The following is an 18,329-nucleotide window of genomic DNA, read 5'->3' on the forward strand; positions in this document are numbered from 1 at the left end:
ATTGGGGTGAATGGGAGCTAATGGGAGTTGGGGTAGATCCAAACGTCGAGGAAGTAGACCTGCTTGAATATGCGCGTGCGCTGTGGAGGTGGAAGTGGTCCATCTTCATCCTCGTGGTGGCTGCGGTTGCTGCCAGCTACATTATAAGCGGCAGGATGACGCCGATCTATGAGACGAGCACAACGATCCTGGTGAAGGACAACCCCGAGGCCGCAAATATGCCGTTTTTGCAGGCCTTCGGCGGACAAACCGGGGTAACCGCGCAGAACTATGTGGAGATACTCAAGAGCCGGACCCTTATGGAGCACGTGGTCAGGCGCCTCGGGCTGGACGCGCCGGTCGGCTCGGAGGCATTTGCAAGGCTCAAGAGCGCGGTTAGCGTCCAGCCGGTCCAGGGGACGGATGCCATCAGGATAAGCGTGCAATCGGACGATCCGGGCGAAGCTGCGAGGATTGCAAACACGCTTGTGGATGTGTTTATCGAGGAGAACCAGCGCTCAAACCAGGCGACGACCCGGAGCGCGAGGGAGTTCATCGGCCAGCAGCTCAAGACGGCCAAGGAGAACCTGGGACGCGCTGAGGATGCGTTGCTTGAATACAAGAAAACGCATGTGGTCATCGAGCCGGGGGAGGAGGCAAAGGCGAGGATCGAGGAGATAGCTTCCCTTCAGAAGCTCGAGGCCGAGGCTGAGACGGATATAGAGGAGGCCAGGGCGTCGCTTGCTCAATTGAGGAAGGAGCTTGAGAGGCAGGATCCGAAGCTCGTGGCTTCGCAGACCATATCCCTCAACCCCCTGGTGCAGGAGTACAAGGCCAGGCTCGCAGAGCTTGAGTCATCCCTCGCGGCTGCGCAGGAGAAATACACTGGGAAGCACCCGGCCGTGATAGCCTTGAAGGCCGAGATCGAAGAGGTGAAAAAGAGCCTGTCCGCTGAGGTGACGCGGATCGTGAGCGCCGAAACGGTGGCCCTCAACCCTATCCACCAGGATCTCATGGGCCGGGCGATCACTGCTGAGGCTCAGATCATAGGGGCTGAGGCAAAAAGGGATGCCATAGGGAGGCTGATCAAGGGGAAGGAGGCGGCTCTCGAGCGGCTTCCGCAGACTGAGATAGACCTTGCACGCCTCATGAGAGACCAGCGCGTTGCCGAGGAGATATATGTCATGCTGCTCACAAAGCATGAGGAGATGCGCATCACGGAGTCAATGAAGCTCGCAAACATCCAGCAGATCGACTCGGCCATAGTCCCGGAGCGCCCGATTAAGCCACGAAAGCTTCTAAATGTAGCTATAGCGGCGTTTCTCGCCCTGTTTGTCGGCTGCGGATTTGCATTCGTAATGGAATACATCGACAATTCATTCAAGACGCCTGAGGAGATTGAGAAATACCTCGGGTTGCCCGTCCTTGGGACTATACCCCACATGGACCGCGTCCGGCGCCGCAAGCGCGGGCATTTGGGCCACGAGGGCGCCCAGCCCGGGCTGTAACGGGACGTAAATGGAAAGCATGGGGGTGATAAGTTATGGATGGCCATACACGCGTCTTAATAATGGAGCGCGACCCTAAGTCGCCCGTCTCGGAGGCTTTTCGAACATTGAGAACCAACCTCCAGTTTGTGCGCCTTGACAGCCCTTTGAGATCGCTTGCGGTGACCAGCACTGCCCCAGGAGAGGGTAAGAGCACCGTGGCTGCAAACCTGGCAATCGCCGTGGCCCAGGCAGGCAAATCCACCATCCTCGTCGATGCCGACCTCAGGCGGCCAAAGCTGCACAAGATGTTCAACCTCCCAAACCGGACAGGTCTCACAAACCTCCTGCTGGGCAACTCCGGCCTGGAGGTGCTCCATGATACGGGGGTCGAGGGTCTCAAGCTCCTGCCGAGCGGGGCCCTGCCTCCAAACCCATCGGAGCTTCTCGGTTCGGGAGCTATGACCCGCGTTGTTGAGGCGCTTGACGCGGAGGCTGATTTCTTGATCTTTGATACCCCTCCCATGATGGCCGTTACCGATGCTGCGGTGCTTGGCACCAAGGTGGATGGGGTCTTGCTCGTCCTGAGGCTCGGCCAGGCGGCCCGCGAGGGAGTTATGAGGGCAAAGACGTTGCTCCAAAATGCCAACGCCCGGGTCCTCGGGGTCGTTGTCAATGGAATAAAGCCCGAGGGCCGCTACAATTATTATTACTACTACTATTATGGAGAATAACCCATAAGCCCTGCAGGCGAACTGATATGTTGTGGAAGAGCGGTTAGATTATACGGGGGTTTGGATCATGGTTGGTATGATTGATATCCATGCACATATCCTGCCCGGGCTTGATGATGGGCCTAAAGAGTGGGACGAGAGCCTGGCGATGGCGCGGCAGGCTGCGGCGGACGGCATCACCACCATTGTAGCCACGCCGCATGTTATAGCGGGGAGGTATGAAAACTCCTGCGAGGTAGTGGCTGAGCGCGTTCAAGAGTTCCAGGAGAGGCTTAGCCGCTCCAGGCTCGAAATAAGGGTGTTGCCCGGTGGAGAGGTGTTCTTTGAGGATGGCCTGGTTGGGGCGATTAAATCAGGCAGGGTGCCTTCCGTTTGCAATGCAGGGAAATACGCCTTGATTGAGTTCCCCCTCGGTGGCATACCGGCGGCTGCGGAGCGGATGGTTTTTGAGCTGGCTGTCAACGGGGTTACCCCCGTCATAGCTCATCCTGAACGTAATGAGGATGTTATCAGGGATCCAAACAATCTTTACAGGCTGGTGGAGAGGGGCGCGCTGGCCCAGGTAAACGCGGGGAGCCTCATAGGGGAATTCGGGCGACGGGTGCTGGAGACCGCGCAGGTCCTCGTCACCCACAGGATGGTTCAGATCATTGCGAGCGATGCCCATTCAAGCAGGCACAGGCCGTTTCGCCTTGCCGCCGCCCTTAATGAGGCCAGGAGGCTGGTGGGCCGGGAGCAGGCGGAGGCTATGGTCGAGGATATCCCGGCGAAGGTGATAGCCGGCGAGGATGTGCCGCTGCAGAGCCCGAAGCCCTATTCGCGGCGCAAGGGGTTCTTTGCGCGCCTGGTGGGCGCTACGCTGGGTTAAGGGCGACTTTTTTGGGTGGATGGCAGGGATTTGCTGGTGGGCACAGTATAAATATAGCAGCATAAGTAATAGCAGCATAAGTATTAAGTATTAAGTATATAAGGAATATATCAAGGAAAGGAATATGAGGAGTATTTGGGATGGGCCCTGGGCTTTAGGGTTGTTTAGGATTGGAAAGGGCGGGTGACGGGTTGTGTAGGTGAGTAGTTTTCAGACTATTATGGTGATTGCCTGTAGCGATCGTTGAATTGCAGGAGGAATGAAATCATGGTCAAAGGAAGAGAAATGCAGTCGAACGAGGGGACTCTCCGTTACGGGATGGTTGGGGGCGGCCCCGGCGCGTTTATAGGTGACGTCCACAGGAAGGCGGCGAGCTTTGATGGGAAGGCGCAGCTGGTGGCCGGCGTGTTTTCAAGAAATTACGAGAATACCCTGGCGACCGGGCGGGCCCTCGGAATCAGCCCGGACCGCCTTTACAGGGATTTCGAGGAGATGGCTCAGGGGGAGGCCGCCCGTGAGGACGGGATCGATTTCGTCTCCATCGTGGCCCCGAATCACGCCCATTATCCGGCTGCAAAGGCCTTTCTGACCAGCGGGATTCACGTGGTTTGCGATAAACCGCTGACGTTCACGGTCGAGGAGGCCGAGGACCTGGCCCGGATCGCCAGGGGAAAGGACCTCCTCTTCGGCGTAACCTATACATACTCCGGCTACCCCATGGTAAAGCAGGCCCGGGAGATGGTTCGCCGCGGCGACATAGGGGAGATCAGGGTGGTCATGGGCGAGTACCTCCAAGAGTGGCTCGCCGCGCCCATCGAAAAGGACGGGCAGAAGCAGGCAGTCTGGCGCCTGGACCCCCGGCAGTCCGGTGGTTCCGCCTGCGTGGGAGATATCGGAAGCCATATCGAGAATACAGTCTCCTATATAACCGGGCTGAAGATCAAATCCATCTGCGCGAACCTGGATATCTTCGGCGAGGGCAGAGAGCTCGATGATAACGCCGAGATTTTGGTGAAATACGATAATGGAGCGAGCGGCATCTACTGGTGTTCCCAGGTGGCTATAGGGCATGAAAACGGCTTGAAGATTCGCATCGTTGGCACGAAAGGGTCGATCGAGTGGGAGCAAGAGAACCCAAATTACCTGAGGGTGGCCTATCTCGGGCAGCCGGCGCAGATTCTCTCCAGGGGAGCTGGCTATTTGTATCCCCAGGCGGCCAGGTTCTCGCGGGTCCCCGTTGGGCATCCGGAGGGCTTCTACGAAGCCTTCGCAAACATCTATTCCGCCTTCGCGGGCGCTCTGCTCAAGAGGAAGGCGGGGCAGCCATTGAGCGCTGGGGACCTCGACTTCCCGGATGTTGAGGCCGGAGTCGCCGGGGTGAGGTTCATCAATAGGTGCATCGAGAGCTCAAAGAAGGGCTGTGTCTGGGTTTCGATGGACTGACCGATTCCATGGTTCCCACGGTTCCCATGATTCCCATGGGCTGACCGGCCCGTCCCATTTCTATTTGTGGTTATCTATCCTCCCCCTCACTACGCTTGCGACTGCTGCAAGCATGAGCAGGATTGCCCCCACGGCATAGGCGTCGCGAAGGCCGGCCACAAAGGCGGCGGCCTTCGCCTCGTGGAGGGCGTGGCCCAGGCGGCTCAGTCGTGCGAAGTATATCTCCCGCCTGTTTGAAAAGACAGCGCTCGCTGTCGCCACACCGAGGACCATGCCCACATTTCGAGTCATGGCCAGGACGCCGGATGCGATGCCAAGGCGTTGCCGCGGGGCCGCCCCCATCACGGCGCTGTTATTTGGCGACTGGAAGATGCCCGTCCCGAGGCCGAAGATGGCGAGCCGCCAGGCGATATCGAGCGGGCGTGCCGGGTGGTTGGTGGTACCCATAGCCGATAATAGGGCGAGGCTGAGGGCTGACACGGACGCGCCCACGAAGGCGGGCCAGCTTGTCCCGAAACGGTCCGAGATGGCCCCGCTCAGGGGAGCCACCCACAGGACTACAAGGGGCGATGCCGACATCAGGAGACCGGCCTGGCCGGGGTTCAGCAGGAGCTGCTCCTGGAGGAAAAACGGCGTGAGGAAGACGACTATATACTGGGCCATGTAGTTCATGAGGCTGGCCAGGTTCGCAAAGAAGAACGTGCGGCTCTGGAAGAGGGAGAGGTGCAGCATTGGCTCCGCCACGCGGCTCTCCACCCAGATGAAGGCCACAGCCGACACGCAGGCGGTGACGCCCGTGATCGCGGCCGCCGTTGAGGTCCATCCCCATATCTGGCTCCTACTGACAAAGAGGAGGAGGCTTATCAGGCCTACGAAGGCCAGCGCGGCGCCGGGCACGTCAAACCTCTGGGCGCTCTGGGCGCGGCCGGGGGTTCGACCAGGTGGTGACGGGACAAACGCGTTGCACAGGATGAGGCTTGCGATGCCGATCGGGAGGTTTATATAAAAAATGGACCTCCAGCCGACATGGTTGACGAGAAACCCCCCGAGCGATGGGCCAAAGGCCAGGCCTACTGCAACGGTCATGGCGTTGAGGCCGAGGGCCCTGCCCCTCTCGGCCGCAGGGAACGCAGCAGTTATTATAGCGGGCGCGACCGCCATAAACATCCCGGCGCCCACGGCTTGCAGGGCCCTGAACCCTATCAGCATGTATACGTTTCCGGCCGCGCCGCAAAAGAGCGATGCCGATGTGAACACCCCGATGCCGGTGAGGAGCACGCGCTTGTAGCCGATCATATCGCCCAGGCGGCCGAATAACAGGAGCAGGCTGCTTATCATCAGGAGATAGGCCATGGAAACCCAGCCGATGGTGGCCATGTCCGCTTTGAAGGTGGCCGCAAGGGTTGGGAGGGCTATGTTGACCACGCTCGCATCTATCGGCCCGAGCACCGTCGCAGCCAGGACCGATGCAAGCGTGCGCCACCGGTTTACCTGCCATTGCTGTATCTCGTGCACCTCTCGCCTTTCCTTTTGATCCTGCTGTTGGCTTGCCTCTTTCATTTCGGTGTATGCCTCCAACCCTACACGCCTGCACCCCTGCCCCTGTATTGCCCGGCAAACGTGGGCATTTAGCCAACACCAGGGATGCTATGGCGCGGAACAAAGGCGCGACAAAGGCCCACCACCCGCGCCCCTCTAGAGGCGTGGGCATATTACGCATGTATATTTATCATGCATATTTAACTTATCATGCATATTTATAGTATATCCTTTATTACAGCTTTACGGCTTGCAGGTATTACACTCTACGGCTTGCAGAAGCCGCACGGTGTATAGCCCGCGGCGATGGCCTCCTCCCGCGAACGGAAGGTTACGAGATTCTCGGGCTTTATGGCCTTTGCGTATTTACAGCTGGGATAGTGGAATTTTGTCGATTTTGCACTTGCGACATAGCGGGCCACTAGCGCCGGCGCCGGCGGTTGTGCCCCCGGCCCAGGCGATGCCCCGGCCCCGGGCTCCGTTGATAATGACGGCGGGGATGCCGGCGGCGCTGGAGCCCCAGTCCCCGGAAAAGCTCCCGGATCTCCGGTCACCGGGGATTTGCCCGTGTTGCCGTTGCCCGATTTAGCATTGCTGTTTACATTGCCATTCGCGTTGTCGTTTGCGCGCTCGGGTATTACCCTATAGGCCTTGCCATCAGTTTCCACTACTATGGTCCCGTTTACATCGGTCCGGTAGATTTTCACACCCCTTGCACCCAGCGCGGCGATGGTCCCGGGGTGCGGGTGCCCGTATGGATTGCCGGCCCCGCAGCTTATTATCGCGACTTCCGGTTTGACCTCGTCGAGGAAAATGGTTGCTGATGAGGTCCTGCTCCCGTGGTGGCCGACCTTGAGGACCTGAGCCGAAAGCGGCTGGTGGGAGCTGATCATCTCCCCCTCAGCAGCAGCCTCTGCGTCGCCCACGAGGAGCAGGGCGATATTCCCATATTCAATCCTCATCACGACCGAGCAATTATTTGCGTCTTCCGGAAGGGGCTCGGCCGGCGACAATATACGGGCGCGCACGCTCGAGCCGAGATCGATGACCTGGCCGCGCCTGGCGAGCTTAAATGGGATGTTTTTCTTATCGATGAGGGTCAGGTAACGCTCAAAGGTCCGGGTCGTGTGGACCATTCCCGAGTCGTAGACTCCTTTAACGGGGAACTCCGTAAGGACCTGGATCAAACCCCCGATGTGGTCCAGGTGGGGGTGGGTGGCCACCATTACGTCTATCTGCCTTACCTTTTGTTTCTTGAGGTAGTTTACGACCCTCGCCCCGGCGTCGGTATCACCGCCGTCAACCAGCATCGTCTTGCCATCGCGCACCTTTACGAGGATCGAATCGCCCTGTCCCACATCGATGAAATGGACGCTGAGGACGGGTAGTCCCGGTGAGGCGCCAGATGCGGATAAGCTGGGCGAGTTACCAGCGAATACGGCTTCGGTGTTTGCCGGCTCGAATTTGCACCCGGGCCCAAGATAAAGGTGTGCACAGAGGATAAGGGCAAATATGACTAAGATCGCCCGCGCGCGTTTTCTGTTTACAGCATAACCCAATCTATGCATGGTTTCGTTCCCCTCGCTTGCCATCCCGCTTGCTTAGCTTACTATACTCTACTGCATGGTCCTCTATGACCGCTATCGAGGACCGCTATCGAGAATCCCCTAGGCGCTCACATTCTACTGATGATTCTCCATAAGATTGAGTTCTGTGCCAGCCCGGGAACTCCTCCAGCCATTCGATAATATTTGGGTCGCCCAATATTTATGTCGCTTCTTATGTCTTTTCCTGCGCAGATACCTATGCGCCCGGCTTATGCACGTCTAGCCCATGGACGCGAAAACCAAAACCGGGGCGCTAAAGTAGGGATGCTGAAGCAGGAATTAAGGTGGGTTCCGGCGAAGCCTTCTTCGTTTTCGGATTCCCCGGTTCCCCGGCTTAGGTTTCTCCAGCTTAACTTTAAGGTTATAATAAATTAATGCCCACTGTCTGGTGTAGACTGCCTGGTGTAGGTCCAAAAGGGCGATCAAGGCCCTCTAATACGAGAGGTGATTCGCATTTGAACTGGAAGCTTCTCTTCTTGACGTTCGGCATGTTGCTCCTGGCTGAAATGGGGGACAAAACGCAGCTGGCGGTTTTTACCCTCGTGGCGCAATACAAGGCGCCTATACCCATCTTTCTGGGCGCCTCCCTGGCACTGGTCACCGTGACCCTTGTGGGCGCGGCGGCGGGCCAGTTTGTATCCAGGTACATCCCAACGGCATACCTTCAGGCGGCCGCCGGGGTGTTATTCATGGGAATGGGCGCGTTGATCCTGTGGCAGGCGGCAAGCAAGATTTTTGGCCGTGGTTAGGTTTTAAGCAAGATCCCTGGTTTTGGGCTGTCTGCGGTTAGGTTAAGGTCAAGACATTTTTAAGGAGTTGGAGGTGAGTGCCCTTGATTCTCGCCATCGACATTGGAAATACGAACATTGTCCTGGGCGTGTACCAGGGCAAGGAGCTTACAGTTAGCTGGCGGATCTCAACCGACAGGTACAAGACGGCAGATGAATACGGGATGCTGGTCGATAATCTCTTCCGCTACAGCGGCCTCAAATTTTTGGATATAACCGGGATAGCCATCTCGTGCGTCGTGCCGCCCGTGATCTCGGCTCTTGAGGGGATGTGCAGGAAGTATTTTGGCATCGTGCCCCTCATTGTCGGGCCCGGGATTAAGACGGGGATCGTGATAAGGTATGAGAATCCGAAGGAGGTCGGCGCGGACAGGATAGTAAATGCTGTCGCCGCTTATGAGGCTTATGGTGGGCCCCTTATAGTTGTCGATTTCGGAACTGCGACAACGTTCTGCGCGATTTCGGCGAGGGGCGAGTACCTTGGAGGCGCCATAGCGCCCGGCATAGGCATATCGAGCGAGGCCCTGTTTCAGAGGGCGGCAAAGCTCCCCCGCGTCGAGCTGGTGAAGCCCCGGAATGCCATCGGCAGGAATACCGTGGTCAGCATGCAGTCGGGGATAATATACGGGTTTGTAGGGCAGGTTGACGGGATGATCCGGCGCTTCAAGCAGGAGATGCAGGCGGCCCCGTTTGTGGTCGCCACAGGGGGGTTTGCGGAGCTCATAGCCAGCGAATCCCGGGAGATAGATAAGGTGGACAAAAACCTCACACTGGATGGGCTGAGGATACTCTATGAGCGCAATGAGCGCAATGAGCGTGACGGGCGTGATGGATGCGATGACAACAGCGAGCGCAATGGGTGAGGCGCGGCAGGTGAGAGGCGATCGATGGATTGATGAATGATGAATGATGGAAAAGCATTCTCGGAATTCAGTATAGCAGGGGTCCAAATCCAAAACCCGCTGGTGCTGGCCCCAATGGCCGGCGTCACCGACCTGCCTACGCGGCTCATTGCCAGAGAGATGGGCTGCGCGCTTGTATATACCGAGATGATAAGCGATAAGGCCCTTGTATTCGGCAACAGGCGGACGCTGGAGATGCTCAGCCTCTCCAATCAGGAGCGTCCCGTCGCTGTGCAGCTTTTTGGGAGCGAGCCCGGGGTCATGGCTGAGGCGGCATCAATAGTGCGCGAGCTCGAGCCGGATATTATAGATATCAATATGGGCTGTCCAACCCCCAAGATCGTGAAAAACGGCGAGGGGGTGGCCCTAATGAGAAAGCCCGGGCTGGCTGCGGCTATAGTTGAGGCCGTGGTCCGGGCGGCTGGCGGCATTCCAGTTAGTGTTAAAATGCGCAAAGGGTGGGACAGGCATACTGTGAATGCCGTGGAGGTTGCGAAGGCGGTGGAGGGGGCCGGGGCATCCGCCGTGGCAGTGCATGGCCGGACGCGGGATCAGTTGTATTCCGGGCTCGCCGACTGGGATATCATCGCCAGCGTAAAGAACGCGGTGACCATACCAGTCATCGGTAACGGGGACGTAAAGGGGCCCGGAGACGTAAGGAGGATGCTCGAGGAAACAGGTTGCGATGGGGTGATGATCGGGCGCGGGGCGCTTGGCAACCCCTGGATATTCCAGAGGTCGTTGCACTTCCTGAGGACAGGCGAGGAACTGCCCGAACCTGGTGCCGGGGAGCGCATAAGGATGGCTATCCGCCACCTCGGAATGCAGGTCGACCTCAAGGGTGAACGAGTGGCAGCCCTCCAGATGCGAAAACATATCGCTTGGTACCTCAAGGGCCTTCGTGGTGCCGCGAGGGTCAGGGACGCCATAAATATTGCCACGAGCGCGGGAGATATGATAAAGCTGCTGGAGGATTTTCTTGCCTTTTACGGCGGGATTTGATAAAATGTAGTCGTGCACAGAAATGTGAACATTATCGGCGCGCGTGGCTAGCTCAGCCTGAAAATTGTCCAGTTATTCATTCCCAGGCGATATTTTCATTGCCTGTAGCGCCGCGCACCACGGTATGCGGGTCTAAACTGCGGCATGCGGGTCTAACATTTAGAGGCATTTAAAGGGCTGGCATTTAGAGGGCTGACATGCAGGGCCATGCAGGGGAGGTGCGTTGGTGGATTTCGTCCGGATCGGTGAAAAGCTCATCGATAAAGAACGTATATACAAGGTCATTGATAGAATCCTCGAGATGCGCTGTCGGGGTGGCTCCCAGCAGGAGGTCGCCGATAAGCTCGGCATCGACCGTACCTTCATCTCCCGCCTCGAGACCCTAGGCGAGGTGAGGAAGGGGGGGAGGATTGCCCTTGTGGGGTTCCCCATATTAAACAAGGCGGAGCTCGAGGCCCTGGCGAGGGAGGAGGGCGTGGATTACGTCCTCATACTAACGGATGAGGAGAGGTGGGCGTTTGTAAAAAACCGGAGCGGCATTGATTTGTTTAACGAGGTAATGGCCCTGATAATGAAGTTGAAACATTACGATTCCGTTATCTTCCTCGGCTCTGATCTCAGGGTCGGTCTCGCTGAGTCAATACTCGGAGACCGGGTAATACCAATAATCCTCGGGACGTCTCCAATGAAAGAGGACAAATATGTGGATCCCGGTCAGATCAGGGGCATCATCCGCGAGCTCCGCGGCTAAAGCGACTAGACGGCCAGGCTAGTCCGCAGAAGGCCATACAGAAGGCCATAGAAGGCTGCAAAATGTCGCAGGAGGCCGAATCATGATATGAGTCCCATATGAGTTATGAGTGGTGTAAGGGAGCAAGACGGTACAGGGGGAGTGGGTCAGGGAAAGATGAAACGGGTTGTCAGCGTGAGCATTGGCTCATCCAAAAGGGATCATACCGCGACCGTCAATGTGCTGGGCGAGGAGGTTCACATTGAACGCATCGGCACAAACGGGGACATCGCCAGGGCCATAGATATAATCAAGAGCCTGGATGGCAAGGTCGATGCATTTGGGATGGGCGGGACTGATCTTTATTTTGTTGCAGGACACAAGAGGTATCTCCTGCGGGATTCCATAAAAATAGCCCGGGCCGCCGAAAACACGCCAATAGTCGATGGGAGTTGGCTGAAGGGTATTATAGAACGAAGAGCTGTCGAATATATTCGTGATGAGAAGGGGGTTCAACTCCGGGGCAGGAATGCCCTGGTCGTTTGCGCAATTGACCGGTTCGGAATGGCCGAAGCCCTTGCCGAGTCCGGGTGCAATATGCGTTATGGCGATCTGGCCTTTGCGCTCGGGATACCCTTCTGGTTGAGGTCCCTCCGCGCGCTGGATCTGGCCGCGACGATATTGATGCCTGTGATATCATGGATCCCAATAAAGTACCTCTACCCGACAGGGAAGGAGCAGGATGTCATCAAGCCTAAATATAGAGAGGCTTATGAATGGGCAGATATAATCGGCGGAGACTGCCACTTCATAAAGCGCCACATGCCCGAGAAGCTCGAGGGAAAGATCATCATAACCAATACGGTGACGGCGGATGATGTTGAGGCTTTCAGGAAGAGAAGGGTTAAGATGCTTGTCACCAGCACGCCAGAGCTCGACGGCAGGTCATATGGGACCAACGTGCTCGAGGCGGTCCTCACCGCCGTTACTGGGAAGAAGGCGGAGGAGCTTGGGGTTGAGAAGGTGTTGGAACTCATGGGGCAGGTGGGGTTCATCCCAAGGATTGAGTACTTGAATTGAGTAGGCCCCCGTGCCGCCGCCCGCGGCAGCGCCAACAAGCACCAACAGAGGATGAAGACAACCTTATATAGGGTTGTTTTTAGGGCGGGAATCTCTAAAAATCTCTAAATAAAATATGAATAATAGGTAATAGGAAATAATAGGAGTCTCTAAATAGTCCGTAGAGAATAGTCTATAATTAGTTTGTGTGGTGAGCAAATAGCCTATTTGCTGAGGAAATAGTCTGTTTGTTGAGATAGACGGGGTTGAGATAGACGGGATAGATGCCAGATGGAGACCTTCGCGTTCATTGCCCATCCTCACGAGGTCCGAGTCCGGGGCGTGGTCCTCGAGCCTCCCGCCCTCAAGCGCCTGCATGCCCGGGCGGTCGAGGGCCTCATGCGTTTCGTGCCGCCGTTTCCCGCATCGCGAATCACAGGCGTGCGGTCCAGGGCGGGCGGGGAAACCGAGGGGTGGATCGTGTCATGCCCCCTGACCCTGCGCCAGATGGATACCTATTCGGGCGAGTTCTTACGTCGCAAGGTTATGCAGGGCTTGAATGCGGCCCGGAGGGTGGGGGCAAAAGTGGTTGGGGTCGGCATGGTGGATGCGATATTCGCGCGGCGCCGGATCCAGGTAGATTACGGGTCCGGCGTTCGCGTTACTACAGGGCGCGGACTGGCCATCGGCAGCGGGCTCAAGGGGCTTGTGATCGCGGCCCACGAGGCGGCCGAGGTGGACCCTGTAGATGCCCGGATAGTGGTGCTCGGTGCGGCGACGGCGACGGGCATTGCGTGCTCAAGGTTGCTGGCGAAGGGGGTGCGCTACCTCGCGCTCGTAGATTTCCAGGTGGAAAGCGCGGAGAGGCTCAGGGCCATTGCGGCGAGGCTTTTGCATGAGACGGGGCTGGCGGCCAGGGTTGCTCTGCCGGGGGATCCTGGATTTCGGGACGTGATCGAGCGCGCAGATATTTTGATTGTCGCGTCGGACATCGCCTCAGAGCAGTTGGCCGGGGTTATGCGCGAACTCAGGATCCGGCGGGGTGCGCTCATATTTCGCATATTCCCGGGCAGGGATGTGTCGCGCGCCGCTGCTGATGCCGCAGCGTCCCCGCTCAACGGCGGCGGTGCCATTAACGATGGCGGCGCCAGGTGTGGATATGGAGGTGTGCACGTGATGGATGATGCCGTACTGCAAATCCCCGGCGACTTTCGCATGGATCCCCCCATAGAGCTCCCGATCGAGACGGGGAGCCCTTACGTGGTCGAGCCCATGATACTTGCCCTCGAGGGGGTCGAGGAGGCTGATAACTTGCCGCCGCAGGGCGACATCGCCTTCGCGAGGTGGGTGGAGGAGGTCACCGGGCTAGCGGAGAAGCATGGTTTCGTGGTTACAGGGGCAAAGGTGAATGGCCAGACTATTTCGCGAGGGGTGCGCGGTGGGATGATACGCGGCACGATGATGCGCGGCGGGATGCAAGACGGCCATGCGAAATGCGGCTATGCAAAATAGAGAAGGTGGCCGTGTTATCAGCAGCATATGGTTTGCGAAGTATATTAAGGGAATAATAGGCAAGCCGATAAGTCTTGACAAGGTCCAGCTCCTTTGACATAATAATGGCATGATTAAATAGACAAAACCTGGATATCATAATGTTCAGCCTGCCCTCATGGGCGGGCTTGCCACATGTCTGGGCTGGTGTGGCGGGTGTGATAGCGGATAGCGGAACTACGACGAAGGAGCGAGGTTCATTATGGGGGATAAGGAAATTCTCTTGACTCCTGAGGGTTTGCGGAAGCTGGAGAAGGAGCTTGAATATCTGAAGACGACAAAGCGCCGGGAGGTTGCGGCGAGGATCAAGGAAGCGAAGGAGTTCGGCGACATTTCGGAGAACTCCGAATATGAGGACGCCAAGAATGAGCAGGCTTTCGTAGAGGGTAGGATAATCCAGCTCGAGAAGCTGCTCAGGAATGCGCGCGTCATTGATGACGAGGATGGCGCGACGGATTCCGTGGCGCTTGGTTCGAGGGTCAAACTAAAGGACCTCCAGGAGGGGGACGTGGTTGAGTATATGATCGTAGGCTCTGCTGAGGCTGATCCTGCGCGCCTGAGGATATCCAACGAGTCGCCGGTGGGGAAGGCTATTCTCGGGCAGAAGAAGGGCGCCATTGTTGAGGTGAATGTGCCCGTGGGGACGTTGAGATTCGAGGTGCTGGACGTCAACAGGGACTAGTTTCAGCGGGGATTAATTGTATATCATAACATATAACATGACCGCATAATGACATGACTGCGTGAATACGGCCCGGGGTAGATATAGGTGGAATGGGGTTACCAGGTATGATGAGCTTATAGGGCATGGTGAGCCTGTGTGGTGGGCCTGTATATTGAGGGCCGGTGTGCGAGGTGGATAAGCCAGGTGGATGTCAAAGGTGATTTAGGGGAGGGTCTGGCCCAGGAGGGTCTGGCCGGCGAGGGTTCGGAGCAATTGGACGAGCAATTGGGCGAGGAATCGAATGAGCAATTGAATGAACTCATGCGGGTTCGCAAGGGGAAACTCGCCAAATTGAGGGAGTCGGGGATAGACCCTTTTGGGGGGAGGTTCGAGCGAACCCATTTAATCGCGGATGTGCTGGAGAATTTCGAGAGCTTGCAAAGTCTGCAGAGCCGGGATGGCCGGGAAGGCGGCGAGGCTGGTGAGGTTGTCATCGCGGGGAGGCTCGTGGCCATGCGGGGGCATGGCAAGGCCACTTTTGCGGATCTACTTGACGTCTCCGGCCGGATACAGGTTTATGCCAAGATTGATGTGCTGGGCGAGGACTCATACCGGCTTTTCTCGGACCTCGACATCGGCGACATCATCGGCGTGCGCGGCAAGGTCTTCAAGACCAGGCGGGGGGAGATCACCATCAATGTCGAGGAATTCAAGCTCCTCACAAAATCGCTTCGCCCGCTCCCCGAGAAGTGGCACGGCCTCAAGGATGTCGATCTCCGCTACAGGCAGCGCTACCTCGACCTGATAGTCAATCCGGGGGTCAGACGGGTCTTCATCCAGCGGACCAGGATAATCCGGGCGATCAGGGAGTTCCTGGATGGCCGGGGGTTCCTCGAGGTCGAGACATCCGCCATGCACCCAATAGCCGGGGGTGCTGCGGCCCGGCCGTTTATAACCCACCACAATGCCCTTGACATCGACCTCTACCTGAGGATCGCGATAGAGCTATACCTGAAGCGGCTCATAGTCGGCGGCCTCGAGAAGGTTTATGAGATCGGGAGGGTGTTTCGAAACGAGGGCATATCGACGCGCCACAATCCGGAATTTACCATGCTCGAGCTCTACCAGGCCTACGCGGATTACACCGATATGATGAAACTGTGCGAGGATATGATCAACCACGTGAGCATAGCCACTCTGGGGACGAGCAAGGTTCCCTGCAATAATTTTAGCGCCACCGACGCCGCTGGCGCCACCGGCAGCGAGGCTGCTATTACCCCTATCACTGATCTTCCTGGCTCTGGCTCTGGCTTTGGCCCCGCGACAGGGGATGCGGGTGCGGGCTGCGTGATCGATCTCACCCCTCCATGGCCCAGGGTCACCATGATAGACGCGGTCAAGGAGGCCATAGGGGTGGATTTCAATGAAATCCGCGACGATGCAGAGGCCCGGGACGCTGCGCGCAGGCTCGGCATCGAGGTTGCAGGCGATGCGAAATGGGGGAATTGCCTTTTTGCCATCTATGAGGAACGGGTTGAGCCAGCGCTCATCCAGCCGACATTTGTGATTGATTACCCGATAGAGGTTTCCCCTCTCGCCAAGAAGAAAAAGGAAGACCCGAGGCTTACCTATCGCTTTGAGCTGATAATCGGCGGCCGCGAGATTGCAAATGCCTTCTCAGAGCTCAACGACCCGCTCGACCAGAAGGGGAGATTCTTGCAACAGCTCGCCCAGCGTGAGGCCGGGGATGAGGAGGCTCATATGATGGACGAAGATTTCCTCACGGCCCTCGAATACGGCATGCCTCCCACGGGTGGGCTCGGCATAGGAGTGGACAGGCTTATCATGCTCCTGACTGATTCGAGCTCCATAAGGGATGTGATCCTATTCCCGACTATGCGGCCGCGTTAGGCCGGGAATGATCCATTTTGGCTGGATAGCAGGATAATGGAGGGTCATAGGTCGTAGGGGGATTTAGGGGGATTATAGATTATAGACTGATTATAGGCATTCGATTATAGACCTGTGGACCGCAGGGCAGGAAGATGGCGCGGAGGGCGATGGGAGTATGCTCGTAAGGTGCCTGGCTGTCGGGGAGCTCGAGACCAATTGTTACATCGTGGCCTGCGAGAGGACGCATGAAGCTATCATTATAGACCCCGGCGCCGAGCCCGAGCGTGTCATGGCCGAGGTCGGGGGTCTGGGGTTGAGCTGCTTATATATAGTCAACACGCATGGTCACGCGGACCATATCGGTGCGAACGGCGCCCTGAAGCGGGCGACGGGCGCCAGGATCGCGATCCATGAGAATGATGCGCCGGCACTGCTCTCGCCGGACGTGAATCTGGCGGGGTTTATGTGGCCCGGAAGGGCGGGGTTTTCGGGCCCACCGGCCGATATCCTGCTGCGCGACGGGGACGTTGTGCAATTTGGGGATGAGCGGCTACGGGTTATACATACGCCAGGGCACACCCCCGGCGGCATCTGCCTGGTCTCGGTCCCGCATTCGGATGCGGTCCCAGGTCCGGGACAGGTTTTCACAGGCGATACGCTTTTCCGGGCGGGGATGGGCCGCACTGATTTCCCGGGCGGCGATGAGGAGGCGCTCATCCAGTCTATCGAGGGACGACTTTTCAAGCTCCCTGAGGAAGCTCGCGTCTACCCCGGCCACGGACCGGAGACGACTATCGGAGCGGAGATTCGTTTCTGGAGGAATTTCTCATAGCACAATGGCTTCGGGATGAGTCATACCCATGCTGGTTTTCCATAATAAAACGTAATATACCATAAGCTTAGTGGCCGGCTTCTTTGGTGCTATTGACTCGTGCCTCTTTCTATGCTAATATGATGCAGGGAGCGGTTACCGTAGCAACAATCAATATAGGAATGCGGGAAACGCCAAAAAAGGACATAGCACTGATCTTTTGTGGGGGTGTAGCTCAGCTGGGAGAGCGCCTGCTTCGCATGTAGGAGGCCACGGGTTCGAATCCCGTCATCTCCACCATTTTCATTTCTATCGGCTTTTTTTCATGCCTAACAGAGCAGCGCCAACATACGGCAGCTTGGCCGCCGGCAGCATCAGCGTGGCGGCGGCCTTCTCTCGGGCCCGTCCCTCCGCTCGTAGGGGACGGGTATGTATTGTACAGATGGCCTTCGCTGCCCGGGCTGCGGGTAGAGCTCCATCAGCTCGTATACCTCCCTCGGCAGGCCCACCTTTACCTGGAGGCCGAGGGCCTGGAGCTTATCCGGGGTTATGGGGTAATCGTGGGTCCACCGCCCCTCGGTGAGCGCCTTTGCCACCTTCTCGGCCTGTTCGCCATCCAGCTTCTCCTTGAGCAACTCGAACACGAATTCATACACCTGGACCATGGCCTTCGCTGCGATATCCCCGAGGATCAGGGTTGTATCGTCGACTTCGTTTTTGTCCTTTTGCTCGATGGCCCGTAAGATGGATACCGCCGGGTAGTTGCCGAGCTGCGGGTCGACCGGGCCCAGCACGGCGTTTTCGTCCATGACGATCTCGTCGGCGGCGAGGGCGAGCATGGTGCCGCCTGACATCGCGTAATGCGGTATAAACACCGTGACCCTGGCTTTATGCCGCCTGATGGCCTGGGCTATCTGTTCGGCGGCGAGCACGAGGCCCCCGGGGGTGTGCAGTATTATGTCGATAGGCATGTCATCAGGCGTTAGGCGTATCGCCCTGAGGATATGTTCCGAGTCTTCTATGTCTATGTGCCGCGATAGAGGCAGGCCGAAAAGGCTCAGTAGCTCCATTCTATGTATCATAGCGATGACGCGGGAACGCCTCTTGCGCTCGAAGTGGTTTATGAGTTTATAGCGCGCAAGCTCGATCTTTTTCTGGCGGTAGACCGGCGTGAGGAAGGTCCACACCAGGAGCAGTATCCAGAACCAGTTGAGAAAAGTTCCGTTCATTATCCCGCCCTCCTGCCTGTTACCTAATTATTGGGGTTGAGTT

The 18,329-nt window shown here is 57.5% G+C and carries 16 protein-coding genes and 1 tRNA gene; 14 read left to right on the plus strand and 3 right to left on the minus strand.

The features are described from left to right. Positions 1-20: 20 nt before the first annotated feature. The 4 genes from HPY71_00170 (at position 21) to HPY71_00185 (ending at position 4,511) form a co-directional block, all read left to right on the plus strand. Positions 21-1,487 carry a hypothetical protein gene (locus HPY71_00170; GenBank protein NPV51926.1) on the plus strand — a complete coding sequence of 489 codons (1,467 nt, stop codon included), beginning with the start codon at positions 21-23 and terminating at the stop codon, positions 1,485-1,487. Positions 1,488-1,522: 35 nt separating this feature from the next. Continuing rightward, a complete protein-coding gene (locus tag HPY71_00175; GenBank protein ID NPV51927.1) occupies positions 1,523-2,200 on the plus strand; it encodes a CpsD/CapB family tyrosine-protein kinase in 678 nt (225 codons plus the stop codon). A 67-nt stretch (positions 2,201-2,267) separates the two neighbouring features. Next, a complete protein-coding gene (locus HPY71_00180) occupies positions 2,268-3,068 on the plus strand; it encodes a hypothetical protein (protein ID NPV51928.1) in 801 nt (266 codons plus the stop codon). Between the two features lie 267 nt (positions 3,069-3,335). Continuing rightward, positions 3,336-4,511 (plus strand): Gfo/Idh/MocA family oxidoreductase, encoded by a 1,176-nt coding sequence (locus tag HPY71_00185; GenBank protein NPV51929.1) that lies wholly within the window; start codon positions 3,336-3,338, stop codon positions 4,509-4,511. Positions 4,512-4,571: 60 nt separating this feature from the next. On the opposite strand, the gene HPY71_00190 is transcribed toward HPY71_00185, so the two are convergent. Then, entirely contained in the window at positions 4,572-6,017 is a 1,446-nt protein-coding gene (locus HPY71_00190; GenBank protein NPV51930.1) for an MFS transporter, read from the minus strand. A gap of 299 nt (positions 6,018-6,316) precedes the next feature. Beyond that, entirely contained in the window at positions 6,317-7,618 is a 1,302-nt protein-coding gene (locus HPY71_00195; GenBank protein ID NPV51931.1) for an MBL fold metallo-hydrolase, read from the minus strand. A 494-nt stretch (positions 7,619-8,112) separates the two neighbouring features. On the opposite strand from HPY71_00195, the gene HPY71_00200 reads away from it, so the two are divergent. The 10 genes from HPY71_00200 (at position 8,113) to HPY71_00245 (ending at position 17,357) form a co-directional block, all read left to right on the plus strand. Then, a complete protein-coding gene (locus HPY71_00200) occupies positions 8,113-8,406 on the plus strand; it encodes a TMEM165/GDT1 family protein (protein ID NPV51932.1) in 294 nt (97 codons plus the stop codon). Positions 8,407-8,489: 83 nt separating this feature from the next. After that, positions 8,490-9,308, plus strand: a complete 819-nt coding sequence (locus HPY71_00205; protein NPV51933.1) for a type III pantothenate kinase — start codon at positions 8,490-8,492, stop codon at positions 9,306-9,308. Positions 9,309-9,347: 39 nt separating this feature from the next. Beyond that, positions 9,348-10,349: a tRNA dihydrouridine synthase DusB gene (gene dusB / locus HPY71_00210; GenBank protein NPV51934.1), complete on the plus strand. Its 1,002-nt coding sequence runs from the start codon at positions 9,348-9,350 to the stop codon at positions 10,347-10,349. A gap of 226 nt (positions 10,350-10,575) precedes the next feature. After that, a complete protein-coding gene (locus HPY71_00215; protein ID NPV51935.1) occupies positions 10,576-11,100 on the plus strand; it encodes a transcriptional regulator in 525 nt (174 codons plus the stop codon). A gap of 156 nt (positions 11,101-11,256) precedes the next feature. Next, positions 11,257-12,159 carry a quinate 5-dehydrogenase gene (locus HPY71_00220; protein ID NPV51936.1) on the plus strand — a complete coding sequence of 301 codons (903 nt, stop codon included), beginning with the start codon at positions 11,257-11,259 and terminating at the stop codon, positions 12,157-12,159. A gap of 270 nt (positions 12,160-12,429) precedes the next feature. Next, positions 12,430-13,650 carry a hypothetical protein gene (locus HPY71_00225; GenBank protein ID NPV51937.1) on the plus strand — a complete coding sequence of 407 codons (1,221 nt, stop codon included), beginning with the start codon at positions 12,430-12,432 and terminating at the stop codon, positions 13,648-13,650. 241 nt (positions 13,651-13,891) lie between these two features. Then, the gene (gene greA, locus HPY71_00230) at positions 13,892-14,371 is read left to right on the plus strand and encodes a transcription elongation factor GreA (GenBank protein ID NPV51938.1); all 480 of its coding nucleotides are present in this window, start codon (positions 13,892-13,894) and stop codon (positions 14,369-14,371) included. A 186-nt stretch (positions 14,372-14,557) separates the two neighbouring features. Beyond that, positions 14,558-16,264 carry a lysine--tRNA ligase gene (lysS, locus tag HPY71_00235; protein NPV51939.1) on the plus strand — a complete coding sequence of 569 codons (1,707 nt, stop codon included), beginning with the start codon at positions 14,558-14,560 and terminating at the stop codon, positions 16,262-16,264. 157 nt (positions 16,265-16,421) lie between these two features. Then, positions 16,422-17,078 carry an MBL fold metallo-hydrolase gene (locus HPY71_00240; GenBank protein NPV51940.1) on the plus strand — a complete coding sequence of 219 codons (657 nt, stop codon included), beginning with the start codon at positions 16,422-16,424 and terminating at the stop codon, positions 17,076-17,078. A 203-nt stretch (positions 17,079-17,281) separates the two neighbouring features. Further along, positions 17,282-17,357: transfer RNA gene (locus tag HPY71_00245), tRNA-Ala, on the plus strand. A gap of 74 nt (positions 17,358-17,431) precedes the next feature. Here HPY71_00245 and HPY71_00250 read toward each other — a convergent pair. Beyond that, positions 17,432-18,286 (minus strand): hypothetical protein, encoded by an 855-nt coding sequence (locus HPY71_00250; protein ID NPV51941.1) that lies wholly within the window; start codon positions 18,284-18,286, stop codon positions 17,432-17,434. Positions 18,287-18,329 lie beyond the last annotated feature (43 nt).

The organism is Bacillota bacterium (assembly GCA_013178125.1).
Classification (GTDB): Bacteria; Bacillota; SHA-98; order Ch115; family JABLXJ01; genus JABLXL01.

Bases quoted from the DNA above. Each gene is read 5' to 3' on its own strand.
- HPY71_00170 (NPV51926.1), top strand. From the start codon at position 21: ATGGGAGTTGGGGTAGATCCAAACGTCGAGGAAGTAGACCTGCTTGAA.
- HPY71_00175 (NPV51927.1), top strand. From the start codon at position 1,523: ATGGATGGCCATACACGCGTCTTAATAATGGAGCGCGACCCTAAGTCG.
- HPY71_00180 (NPV51928.1), top strand. From the start codon at position 2,268: ATGGTTGGTATGATTGATATCCATGCACATATCCTGCCCGGGCTTGAT.
- HPY71_00185 (NPV51929.1), top strand. From the start codon at position 3,336: ATGGTCAAAGGAAGAGAAATGCAGTCGAACGAGGGGACTCTCCGTTAC.
- HPY71_00195 (NPV51931.1), bottom strand. From the start codon at position 7,618: ATGCATAGATTGGGTTATGCTGTAAACAGAAAACGCGCGCGGGCGATC.
- dusB (NPV51934.1), top strand. From the start codon at position 9,348: ATGAATGATGGAAAAGCATTCTCGGAATTCAGTATAGCAGGGGTCCAA.
- HPY71_00220 (NPV51936.1), top strand. From the start codon at position 11,257: ATGAAACGGGTTGTCAGCGTGAGCATTGGCTCATCCAAAAGGGATCAT.
- HPY71_00225 (NPV51937.1), top strand. From the start codon at position 12,430: ATGGAGACCTTCGCGTTCATTGCCCATCCTCACGAGGTCCGAGTCCGG.
- greA (NPV51938.1), top strand. From the start codon at position 13,892: ATGGGGGATAAGGAAATTCTCTTGACTCCTGAGGGTTTGCGGAAGCTG.
- HPY71_00240 (NPV51940.1), top strand. From the start codon at position 16,422: ATGCTCGTAAGGTGCCTGGCTGTCGGGGAGCTCGAGACCAATTGTTAC.
- HPY71_00250 (NPV51941.1), bottom strand. From the start codon at position 18,286: ATGAACGGAACTTTTCTCAACTGGTTCTGGATACTGCTCCTGGTGTGG.